Below are 10,493 nucleotides of genomic sequence, written 5' to 3'. Positions count from 1 at the left end.
ATATGAAGCAATTCCTATTCTGATGTTTTTCCACTTATCAGTTTACTAGGAATTGCTTTTTTTTGCATTGGAAATTACAAAAAAGTTGCATGGAGCGCAAGCTTTCCACACAACTTATTATAGAACCCAAATTTTTTCCTATTATTTTGCAGCTGCGTAGAGCTCTGAGACTTTATTCCAGTTAACCACATTCCAGAAAGCCTTGATGTAGTCTGGACGAAGGTTACGGTAGCTTACATAATAAGCATGCTCCCAAACGTCTAAGCCTAGAAGTGGTTCTTGACCATTGGATACTGGGTTATCTTGGTTAGCTGTCGAAACAACTTCCAATTTACCTTCCGCATTAAGAACCAACCATGCCCAGCCTGAACCAAAGCGGGTTGCTGCGGCAGCAGCAAAGGCTTCTTTGAAAGCATCCATAGAACCAAAGGTTGCTTCAATGTCTGCTGCTAATTCAGCAGATGGTGCTGTTTCCTCTGGTGTCATCATTTCCCAGAAAAGTGAGTGGTTGACATGACCACCACCATTATTAATAACTGCCTGACGGATATCACCAGGGATAGAATCGACATCTTTCAACAAAGCAAGAATATCTGCTGTCACTTCAGGATGTTTTTCCAAAGCTGCATTCAAATTGTTCACATAAGCTTGGTGGTGCTTATCGTGATGCAAATGCATCGTTTCCTCATCGATATGTGGAGCTAACGCATCATAGGCGTATGGCAATTCAGGGACTGTATAAGTCATAATCCACCTCTTTCTTTTTTCCTTCTTCCATCATACTGCAAAAGCGCTGTCATTTCAATTTTTCTGCTTGAGGCCTTGCACCATCTCAATCATCAAAAGATCCATCAAATAGGCCTTGTCATAGAGTCCTGTTTTCATATCATAATCCGTTTGAATCATTTTTTCATAGATAGTTCGCAAATAACTGGTTGAGAGCGCTCGACTATCTCTTTGGGCAAATCGAACTCGGTAAGGATTGTAGTTAGTACCTGTTAGATTTTTCAATTCAGCCACCAAGTTTGCTTCAGTAGAAGGGCCAAGGAACCGCACATAGAGAAAGAGACGAAAATGGCTGATTAACAGTGCAAGAACTTGAATATCATCTTTACCCTGAAGACGCAAATCCGCCATCAAAGATCTAGCTGCCTCCAACTTTCCTTGAAGGAGGAGGCTAGATAAGTCAAACAAATTATCCTGCAGCGTTTTCGGAAGCAGCTGGCGCAAGCCTTCAACCGTCAAAGAATCCAAGCTACTGTAGTCTTCTAGAAAAGCTAAATTTTGACGAAGCAGGCTGACATTAAGCATCGATTTCTCCAGTAAAACATCCTGTAAATCTGCACCTAGCTTCCAACCTCTCATTCCTAACTCTTCCTGTAAAAAAGAACGAAACTCTTTTTCTTTGAGCTCCTTGGTTTCTAATAATAGCGCTTGGCGTTTGAGCAGCTTAACCAAACGGCGCTTCCCGTCCAACTTTCCTTCTGCAAAAATAATGACCTTGGTATCAGAACTCGGATTCTGTACATAATCTTCAAACTGTTTCAGTTCTTCATCTGATAAATAACGCTTCCGTCCTGTTGTCAAATCCAAAAATGAATCTAAAACCACCCACTTACTTTCCGCAAAAAAAGGCAGACTCTCCAATTCTTCTTGTACTTGTGGATAAGGAGTTTCCCGCATATCCAAACGACTCATACTTAAATCAGCTGGATCAAAGCCGATTTTACGAAGCACCTCTTCCTTTAATAAGGAAAACTGCCCCACATCTTCTCCAGCAACCACGGTTAAGGCTGGAAAATCCTCTGCTGTCATTTTTTCTACTTGTCGAATTGCTGTCATGCTACCCCCTTTTTCTTCTATTTTAGCAAAATTTCCCTGTTCCAGCCTATTTCAAAATTTTTTCAAAAAAATATTGTGAAAAACTTTACAAATGAAAACGAATTCGTTATAATATGAAATGTGAAAAGATTAACAAATGTCAGGAGAAAAGTATGACTGAGAAAACTGTCACAAAAGAAGAAAAAGAAAAATTGGCTCAAGTCCATGTTGATGCCTTGGTTACTAAGGGATTGATTGCTCTTGAGGAAATGCGCAAACTCAATCAGGAAGAAGTGGACTACATTGTGGCCAAAGCCTCTGTTGCGGCCCTAGATGCACACGGAATCCTAGCTATGCATGCCTATGAGGAAACTGGCCGTGGCGTCTTTGAAGACAAGGCTACTAAAAATCTCTTTGCCTGCGAGCATGTGGTTAACAATATGCGCCACACCAAAACAGTTGGGGTTATTGAGGAAGACGATGTTACCGGCCTTACTTTAATCGCCGAACCAGTTGGGGTTATCTGTGGAATCACACCAACCACTAACCCTACTTCAACTGCCATCTTCAAGGCCTTAATTTCCTTAAAAACTCGAAATCCAATTATCTTCGCTTTCCACCCATCCGCTCAAGAATCATCTGCTCATGCTGCCCGCATTGTTCGAGATGCAGCCATCGCAGCCGGTGCTCCTGAGAACTGTATTCAATGGATTGAACAACCATCTATGGAAGCTACAGCTGCTCTCATGAATCATGATGGAATCGCAACAATCCTTGCTACAGGGGGAAATGCCATGGTTCGTGCAGCCTACTCTTGTGGCAAACCTGCCTTAGGAGTTGGTGCGGGAAATGTACCTGCTTATGTTGAAAAATCCGCAAATATCCGCCAAGCTGTTCACGACATTGTCATGTCTAAATCTTTCGATAATGGGATGGTCTGTGCGTCTGAACAAGCTGTTATCATTGATAAAGAAGTTTACAATGATTTTGTGGACGAGTTCAAATCCTATCATACTTATTTTGTAAACAAAAAAGAAAAAGCACTTCTGGAAGAATTCTGCTTCGGAGCTAAAGCAAATGGTAAAAACTGTGCCCTTGCAAAATTGAATCCCGCTATCGTTGGAAAACCAGCGACTTGGATTGCCGAACAAGCAGGCTTCTCTGTTCCAGAAGGAACCAATATTTTAGCAGCTGAAGTATCTCACGTTGGACCAAAAGAGCCACTTACACGTGAAAAACTGTCTCCAGTTATCGCTGTCTTGAAAGCAGACTCTCGTGAAGATGGTCTTGAAAAAGCCCGTCAAATGGTTGAATTCGATGGACTAGGCCACTCCGCTGCTATCCATACTGAAGATGCAGATCTTGCTAAAGAGTTTGGACAATTGGTCAAAGCCATTCGGGTCATCTGGAATTCTCCATCTACCTTTGGCGGAATCGGAGATGTTTACAACTCCTTCCTACCATCTCTCACTCTCGGTTGCGGATCCTACGGTCGCAATTCTATCGGTGACAACGTTAGTGCTGTCAATCTCTTGAACATCAAAAAAGTAGGAAGACGTAGAAATAATATGCAGTGGTTTAAAGTTCCTTCAAAAACATACTTCGAACGTGACTCCATCCAATACCTCCAAAAATGCCGTGACGTAGAACGGGTCATGATTGTCACTGACCATTCAATGGTTGAACTCGGATTCTTAGATCGAATCCTGGACCAACTCCACCTCCGTCGCAACAACGTCGTTTACCAAATCTTTGCGGATGTTGAACCAGATCCAGACATCACAACAGTCTATAAGGGAACTGAAATGATGCGTAGCTTCAAACCAGATACCATCATTGCTCTTGGTGGTGGTTCTCCAATGGATGCGGCTAAAGTTATGTGGCTCTTCTACGAGCAACCTGAAGTGGACTTCCATGACTTGGTTCAGAAATTCATGGATATCCGCAAACGGGCCTTCAAATTCCCTGAACTCGGCAAGAAAACAAAATTCATTGCCATCCCAACCACTTCTGGTACTGGGTCTGAAGTAACTCCATTTGCGGTTATCTCCGATAAAGCCAATAATCGTAAATACCCAATCGCAGACTACTCACTCACACCAACTGTCGCTATCGTTGACCCAGCCTTGGTTATGACTGTTCCAGCCCATGTTACGGCGGATACAGGTATGGACGTCTTAACCCATGCAACAGAAGCCTATGTGTCAACTGTAGCAAATGACTATACAGATGGATTAGCTCTCCAAGCTATTAAGCTAGTCTTTGAAAATTTGGAAAGTTCAGTAAAAAATGCCGACTTTGCATCCCGTGAGAAAATGCATAACGCTTCAACCATTGCAGGTATGGCCTTCGCCAACGCCTTCCTCGGTATTTCCCACTCTATGGCCCACAAGATTGGTGGCCGTTTCCACACCGTTCACGGCCGGACGAATGCAATTCTCTTGCCATATGTCATCCGCTATAACGGCACACGTCCATCCAAAACAGCAACTTGGCCTAAATACAACTACTACAAAGCCGATGAAAAATACCAAGACATCGCTCGGATGCTAGGACTTCCATGCTCTACTCCAGAAGAAGCTGTAGCTGCTTATGCTCAAGCTGTTTATGACCTGGGTGAACGCATCGGTATCGAGATGAACCTCAAAGCTCAAGGCATTGACGAAAAAGAACTCAAAGAGTACTCCCGTGAATTAGCTCTCCTAGCTTACGAAGATCAATGTACTCCTGCCAACCCTCGCTTGGCCTTAGTTGATCATATGCAAGAAATCATTGAAGACGCCTACTATGGTTACAAAGAGCGTCCAGGACGTATCAAGTAGAACAGTAAAAACAGATCGGAACCGGTCTGTTTTTCTTGTTCACCTACTGAACTTGTGTTACAATACCATGAGTTCTGTCGCCCATTGATCTTCAAAAATCACTTGGCCATAAGATCCACCAACTAGAAAGGTTCTTCATGAATATCCATCAAAAAATCCAATCAATTACCCCCTACCATTGGAGTATTTTAAACCTCGTCAGCATGACCCTAACCCCACTTTTCTTATTCAACTATTTGAACAATCAAGTTCAGGGACTTTTTCACTTTCAATCTTGGACACTGCTAGCAATTATACAAGATCAGCTGATTCAGGACTGGGTGCAGCGCGCAGGAGCTCTTCTCATCACAGGAATCACTCTATTGGTGCTCGTGATACTCCTATTTTTTATTGCCAATGGGCTTATGATTCGAAGTTTCAAAACTCACTCGAGAGCTTTCTTCTATACTTATCGGATCCTATTTTGGGGTTCCCTAGCTCTCATTGGTCTAAGCATCTTTCTCAGCTGGTCCACTTTTACAGGCCTCCTAGATCATTACCAAGATTTCATGGCTTTAGATTTTGAAAAAATTTCAAGAGATATTCAAGCCATCATTGCTAATAGTCCCATCCAAAAACTCGGAGACCTCCAAAACATGGTTGGAGATATTAAATCCTATATCCAGGACAATAGTGTACTTCTGGCCACCCAAACCCTCATCCTCAACTTCATCGAACAAACGAAATCCGTTATCATTATCGGCATCTTTCTCTATCCAACTTGCCTTCTAACACTAGCTTTCCTACACCTACGCCGCTGGTGGCAAGGTCGTAAAAAAGGAGACCCCATCGTCAAAATCAACCTAACCATTGAAAGAAAAAATACCAACTAAAAACTGCAGTAAGCTTGGATACTCAGAATCCAAGTCGACTGCAGTTTTTGTCTAGTGTTTTCTAAATCCAATTGGCTTTCTGGGCTATAATCAATGCATCCGTACGATTATTAGCTCCAAGTTTTGTCATCAAACTTGTCACATAATTTCGAACAGTTCCATTGGACAGATAAAGTTCCTGAGCAATTGCTTGATTAGAGAGGCCACGGGCAATTCCTTTTAAAACTTGAATTTCACGAGAACTAAGAGGATTGGTCGAGTGAGTCATTTCCTCTATCAACTCTGGAGAATACTCCTTTTGCCCTTGTAAAACCTTACGAATCGTCGCCATTAAATCTGAAATGGATCGTTCTTTAAGTACATAGGCATCCACCTGAGCTGCCAAAGCTCGTTTGAAATAGCCAGTTCGCCGAAAGGTCGTAACAATAATCACGCGCACCTCCTGCTGTTTACGAATCCACTCCAACACTTCCAAGCCCGTTACATACGGCATCTCAACATCTAAAATAGCAACATCTACTTCTTCTTTTTGGAGTAGTTCAATAGCTTCTCGACCATCCTTGGCGGCATACACCCGCTCAACTTCATCTTCCAAAAGCAATAACTGACACAAGGCATCCCGTAACATCGATTGGTCTTCTGCAACTAACAGTTTCATGGCTACTCCTTTCTAAAAGGTAGAGTTAGACGAACGAGGGTTGGTCGACTAGCTGATTCTATGGTCACTTTACCATGAATCAGCGACAAGCGATTCCGCAAAGAAACAAGCTCCGTATCCGTCTGATTTAAAAAGCCCTTACCATCATCTTCCATCTCAACTACAAACTGATCACCTAAATCCTTAAAACGTAGATAAACATGGCTAGCCTCTGCATGTTTAATGACATTATTCGCTAATTCCCTTACCATCATAGTAAGATTGGATTGGAGAACTGGTGAGAGATACGATACCTCCAACTCCTCTTGGATTTGTAACACAATACCAGCCATTTCAAATACTCCTTGCAAACCTTGCAGTTCTTCCTCCAAACTCCGAAACTTCAGCTGATTCACAATGTTCCTGACGTCCATCATACTCTTACGGCTAGTAGCCTGTAAATCCTCCAATTCTTGTTGGACCGCCGACAAATTCCCTTTTTCCAATTGCTTGAGTCCCAATTCTGCTTTTATAGCCAGCGTCGCAAAGACATGACCTAGACTATCATGTAGATCTTGACCGATGCGATTTCGCTCATTTTCAGCAATGAGAAGATTGATGGAAGCATTCTGTTCCTGCAACTGCCTCTCCATTTTTTCCTTTGCCACCTCCTGACGACCGCCATAAAACATAAACAAAGCAAAAGAATGAAGAACAAACATAAAGACTACAATCTCCCAAGTAAAAGGACCCATGATAGCCCAACTCAAACAAATAATCAAAGTTAAGATATAGGAAATCGTTCGATAAGTCCAGCGATCTTCCGTATAGTGCCAGGTCAGTAGATTTGAAAGATTGAAAAGAAACAAGGAAGACTGGATATTACCCGCAAATGTTGTATAAAGAACATAGAATAGCATGTAAAACCAAGCAACCTTCTCATACAAAGGATTTCGCATATAAAGCAAGGAAATATAGAAAAAACCAAACAAAAGAGAGGATCCAACTATAAAAGGAAATTCAATATCACCCCAAGCATATACAATAGGAAAGATAAGAAAAATAAGCCCAGTAAAATACATCGGATTAATTTTACGTTTTTCGAACATCCTAACATTCCCCTTTCTTCTGTCTACTATATTGTACTATAGCTAAAAAGATAAAGGTATAGATAGCAACAAATATCAAGGATTGCCAGTTCAATTGAGAATCTTCCGCAAAACTAAGAACCACCTGATTGACATGATAGCCTGGAGTAAACTCACAAATTCTCTGAACCCATGTTGGAAATACCGAAATAGGCATCCAAGAGCCTCCTAAAATAGCCAGAAGAAAGAAGCATAAATTGCCCACAACGGACATGGATTGCTCCGATGGTAACAAACCAAGCAACAGTCCAATAGCTAAATACACGATTGACGTTAGTACCAGTAAAAAAGCCGCACCTCCCCATTCCCAAGGGGACATCGAAACACCCCGCACTAAAGCTCCCACTGAAAACACTAGCAGAATGGACACCAAGTAAGTCAGAAATACCCGATAGATTTTCGACAGATAGTAATGAGAACTTGAAATTGGTGAATTATTAAGAAAATCTATCCAGTAATTTTTTCGATCTTCATGTATCATCATAGGAAATGTAAATAAAGCAAAACTAGACATGGAAAACGAGGTCATTGTCAACATGTAGTTTCGAACAAAAACTGCTTGGAGCTTCGAATCTCCCAAGTCAATAGTTGAGGAGAAAATTAGAAAGAAGAGGAGTGGTATCCCAACACCCATCGCAAAAATCCAGATACTGCGCAGTTGTTTCAAGGTTTCAATTTTTACTAAAGCTTTCATCACTTCTCCTCCTCGGTTTGCTCAAATAAAATATCTAACAGACTCTTATTCTGAATTTCAATATCTGAAATTCGACAGCCTTGAATTGATAACTCCTCCCAGACTTCTTCAATATTTTGAGTCTTAAAGTGAACATACTCTCCCTTATCCTCTAATTCATAGTAAAGATGAGGAGATAAGATTTCCATCCAATTTCTTGCCAAGGTGACAACCTTAACCTGTTCCTCAATTCTCATCAATTCTGGTCTTGTATCCCGTAACAATTTCCCATTATGAATCATAAGAATTCGATCTGCCGTATATTCTACTTCTTCAATATAATGACTCGAATAAAAAATAGTAAGTCCTTGAGCTTTCAGCTCCTCCACAATTTCCCAAAAACGCTTCCTGGTACTGGTATCCATACCTGCAGTCGGCTCATCCAAAAATAACACCCTCGGTTTCCCAACCAAACATAGCACAAAAGCCAGAAAGCGCCGTTGTCCGCCCGATAATTTTTGAGTTAATTGATTTTTTTGCTCTTGAGAAAACTGCAAAAGTCTATCCAGCTCTTCATCGCTAAGAGAATCCGGAAAAATATCTTGAAAGAAAGCTACTAGCTCCTTAACCTTCAAATCTAGAGGAATCACATTTTCCTGTCCTAAAACAGTCCAGGTCCCCTTACTATCTTTAGTCCAAGGAGCTTCTCCACTGACCGTTACGAGGCCAGCACTGGCCTTCCACTTTCCAGTCAAACAGTTCATCAAACTTGTTTTACCAGCACCATTAGGACCAATGATAGCCACACTTTCTCCAGAAACAATATCAAAAGACATGTTATCTACAATGCGCTTCCCCTTCATTTCCTTGACTAACTTTTCAACATGAATCATAGCATCCCCTCCTTATCTATTTCTAGTCTACTCCTTACCTCCTACCAGAACTAGCACTGAATGTCATGACCTCCTATGACATTTGTCAGGTGAAAAGCATCTCCACAGCTAAAACACCAAACTAAAAAACACCTCTATGTAAGAGATGTCATTGATTTATCTCAAAAAAAAGGGCTGCCCAATTTGGTCTTGAGCTTAGAATTCGAGCTACATAGACTCTGTATTCTTCACTATAATAAAAATATAAGTGATTTTCCTTAGTCTTGTAGGTAGAGCTTCTCATACTGTAATCTCACCCTCCTTCAAAATACCTTTTGATTCCTGAACGTCAGTTACTACAGCTCCAAAATTACCTGGTTGCGTATTTAATCATGAGCAACTCCATATTGTAAGGACAACTTGTATTTACATTTTAACCCTTTAGCAACCCCACCTACTCAATGTTTTATCCAAAGCCATGAACAAATTTTTCAGGTAACGTTTTTCCCAAAAGAATACTTCGTTTTAACTGATCTCCAACAAAGAAAGACCATGTCTCCAAATCATCCCCTTCGTAATGATACTCCTTATTTCTCTTGTTTAAAGTTCCAATCCCAGAACAGGTCCCCGAAATTGCCATAAACTGTAGTACCTCATCCGTATCTTGGATTTTAATCATCTCAATAAATAGTTTCTCAATTCGTTTCATCTCTAAACTCCTCATAATTGTAATCTACATTTGCTAATCTATGTGCCACACTATAGTCAAAGTGACAGTGATTCATATAGAAATGCTCAAGGGCTTCATGCTGAACCATAATGAGATCAATTGTACTTGGACAGCCTAAATAGAGTCGCTGTAGCGAACGTGCCATATCGTAGTGAGGATAAAAAGATCGGCTCCTCTATTCACCTAATTTCCAATCCCAGAGCAAATACGTATTATCCAAGATATGTTTCAACATGCTAGCAATGATCTCCGAATCAAAACCACTATGTCTGGACATTCTGTGAACCCAAATTATTCATACCTCAGAAGAATCTGTGTAAATGCCTAAAAAATCATCAGAAAAAACCAATAACCAACTGGAATTTCTGATGATTTTTATTATTCACCAAATTGTTCTAGGGATAAAAATGTATTCAGTACCTTATCACCCTAAAAAAGGCAGACTCCGCCCTTGGTGTAACTATATATTTTTAAAAATGTATACTATTTAACATCTTAATTTCCTAACAAAGGGGACTTCCATCTCTTGCTTCATAAAGAATGGGGAGCGAGAAATTTAAGCTAGAAATTCGTTCAAAAAGAATTCGAAACTCCTCCTTCAGAGAATAGAGGTTAGACAGTTTTAGAACTTGTCTTCTAGCACTTTTTACAGACTTTCCAACTATATTCACAAACAGTTTCCGAAAACGTTTCATCGTCAGATTCTTCACAACTCCACCAGCTATATGCTTCACAAATAAGGAAAGATTATAGGCCAAGCAAGAAATCAACATACGAACTTCGTTCTTGATTAGACTTCCTGCGAAACGTTTATAGCCTTTCAAAATTGATAATACCAGCAATCAAGTTCATTCTTAAACCAAATCGTTTCTTACGATTGCGGTAAGTTGTTGAAAAGATGTTAAACACTTTGAACTT

10 protein-coding genes and 1 pseudogene are annotated in these 10,493 nt (G+C 40.7%); 2 read left to right on the top strand and 9 right to left on the bottom strand.

What is annotated here, in order from left to right; genetic code table 11:
- Positions 1-141: 141 nt before the first annotated feature.
- Both E4T71_RS06960 and holA read right to left on the bottom strand, forming a co-directional pair.
- Positions 142-747, bottom strand: a complete 606-nt coding sequence (locus E4T71_RS06960; protein WP_135038407.1) for a superoxide dismutase — start codon at positions 745-747, stop codon at positions 142-144.
- Between the two features lie 54 nt (positions 748-801).
- Positions 802-1,842 (bottom strand): DNA polymerase III subunit delta, encoded by a 1,041-nt coding sequence (gene holA / locus E4T71_RS06955; protein ID WP_135038405.1) that lies wholly within the window; start codon positions 1,840-1,842, stop codon positions 802-804.
- A gap of 152 nt (positions 1,843-1,994) precedes the next feature.
- Between holA and adhE the strand changes: the two genes are divergently transcribed.
- Positions 1,995-4,643, top strand: a complete 2,649-nt coding sequence (gene adhE, locus E4T71_RS06950; protein WP_135038403.1) for a bifunctional acetaldehyde-CoA/alcohol dehydrogenase — start codon at positions 1,995-1,997, stop codon at positions 4,641-4,643.
- Between the two features lie 137 nt (positions 4,644-4,780).
- On the top strand, positions 4,781-5,515 hold the full coding sequence (locus tag E4T71_RS06945; protein WP_135038402.1) for a hypothetical protein: 735 nt from the start codon (positions 4,781-4,783) through the stop codon (positions 5,513-5,515).
- Positions 5,516-5,576: 61 nt separating this feature from the next.
- Here E4T71_RS06945 and E4T71_RS06940 read toward each other — a convergent pair whose 3' ends face one another.
- The 7 genes and pseudogenes from E4T71_RS06940 to E4T71_RS06905 all read right to left on the bottom strand — a co-directional run.
- Positions 5,577-6,173 carry a DNA-binding response regulator gene (locus tag E4T71_RS06940; RefSeq protein ID WP_135038400.1) on the bottom strand — a complete coding sequence of 199 codons (597 nt, stop codon included), beginning with the start codon at positions 6,171-6,173 and terminating at the stop codon, positions 5,577-5,579.
- A 2-nt stretch (positions 6,174-6,175) separates the two neighbouring features.
- Positions 6,176-7,261: a sensor histidine kinase gene (locus E4T71_RS06935; RefSeq protein ID WP_135038398.1), complete on the bottom strand. Its 1,086-nt coding sequence runs from the start codon at positions 7,259-7,261 to the stop codon at positions 6,176-6,178.
- A gap of 1 nt (position 7,262) precedes the next feature.
- On the bottom strand, positions 7,263-7,994 hold the full coding sequence (locus E4T71_RS06930; RefSeq protein WP_135038396.1) for an ABC transporter permease: 732 nt from the start codon (positions 7,992-7,994) through the stop codon (positions 7,263-7,265).
- Positions 7,994-8,866, bottom strand: a complete 873-nt coding sequence (locus E4T71_RS06925) for an ABC transporter ATP-binding protein (protein ID WP_135038394.1) — start codon at positions 8,864-8,866, stop codon at positions 7,994-7,996. Before E4T71_RS06925 ends, E4T71_RS06930 begins: the two co-directional genes overlap by 1 nt.
- A 445-nt stretch (positions 8,867-9,311) precedes the next feature.
- The gene (locus E4T71_RS06920) at positions 9,312-9,554 is read right to left on the bottom strand and encodes a hypothetical protein (RefSeq protein ID WP_135038392.1); all 243 of its coding nucleotides are present in this window, start codon (positions 9,552-9,554) and stop codon (positions 9,312-9,314) included.
- Between the two features lie 524 nt (positions 9,555-10,078).
- Positions 10,079-10,417 (bottom strand): transposase, encoded by a 339-nt coding sequence (locus E4T71_RS06910; RefSeq protein WP_135038388.1) that lies wholly within the window; start codon positions 10,415-10,417, stop codon positions 10,079-10,081.
- Positions 10,386-10,493: pseudogene (locus E4T71_RS06905) on the bottom strand (IS5/IS1182 family transposase); the annotation flags it as partial. The pseudogene E4T71_RS06905 and the gene E4T71_RS06910, both read right to left, overlap by 32 nt.

This window comes from Streptococcus sp. WM07 (genome assembly GCF_004570525.1).
Lineage (GTDB): Bacteria > Bacillota > Bacilli > Lactobacillales > Streptococcaceae > Streptococcus.
This window is presented reverse-complemented; position numbering and strand designations above follow the sequence as displayed.